General features: G+C 66.0%; 1 protein-coding gene. It reads right to left on the bottom strand.

The features are described from left to right. Positions 1 to 13: 13 nt before the first annotated feature. Positions 14 to 959 (bottom strand): IS630 family transposase gene (locus D9599_RS30690; RefSeq protein WP_232481149.1). Its coding sequence is split into 2 segments (ribosomal slippage): positions 14 to 637 and positions 639 to 959, totalling 945 coding nucleotides; the frame shifts between segments, so codons are not numbered across the junction. Positions 960 to 1,027: the final 68 nt, after the last annotated feature.

Here is a 1,027-nt window from a genome sequence, read left to right as displayed (position 1 = left end):
GAGCTTTTCCACCCTACTCGAACGCATAGCCTGAGTTGGCGAGGTAGTTTCGGCACTCGGCTGGGATGAAGGTCTCGAGCAGGCGGCCGATGGTGTTCCAGAGGGCTTCTCGGGTGCGGGCCGCGGCTTTTCGGAGCAGGGCCTTCAGCTTGGCGAAGGCCTGCTCGATTGGGTTCAGATCCGGCGAGTAGGGCGGCAGGTAGAGCAGGCTGGCGCCGGTGGCCCGGATGGCTTCGCGCACACCGGCAACCTTGTGGGCGGGAAGGTTGTCGAGGACCACCACATCGCCTTTGGACAGGACGGGCGCGAGGAATTGCCCGACATAGGCGAGGAAAGCATCGCCGATCATGGGTCCGTCCAGCACGAGAGGGGCGACGAGGTCGGTGCTGCGCAGGCCTGCGATGAAGGTGGTGGTGCGCCAGTGACCGTGCGGCGCGGCATCGACCAGGCGCTCGCGCCTCGGACCCCAGCCGTAGCGCCGAACCATGTTCGTGGCAGCGCCGGTTTCGTCGAGAAAGACAAAGCGCTCCGGATCCATGTAGCGCTGCCATACCCGCCAGTGGCGGCGGTGCTCGGCCACATCCGGTCGGTCCTGCTCGGAGGCCCTCAGGGTCTTTTTTATGCGAGTGCTCGAGCCGCTTCAGCATGGACCAGATGGTCATCAGCGACACTGGTGCCACGCCGCGCTCGATCAGGGCCGCCCGGATCTCCGCCAGGGTGATCCCTTTCCGGCTGGCCGTCAGTTCCTGGAGGAACTCTTCGTGTCCGGCCAGCAACGGCTTGCGGTAGCCACCGATCTTGGCCGGTGCCGTGCTGCCGGTCTGGCGCACCCGCCGCACCAGCTTGATCGCCGCCGAGGCACTGACGGCAAACCGGGCTGCTGCCTCCCGTGCCGAGGCGCCCTCCTCAACAGCCCAAACCAGGCGCTTGCGCAGGTCCTGCGACAGGGGTGCCGTCATCACCAGATTCGCTGCTCCATCAACAGCGTCGAATCAGAACCCGCGAGTCCGTGCAAGCCAGAAGTGCT

It is taken from the genome of Roseomonas sp. KE2513 (assembly GCF_016107305.1).
Classification (GTDB): domain Bacteria; phylum Pseudomonadota; class Alphaproteobacteria; order Acetobacterales; family Acetobacteraceae; genus Roseomonas.
The sequence above is the reverse complement of the archived record's forward strand: the minus strand, read 5'-3'. Positions and strand labels throughout refer to the sequence as shown.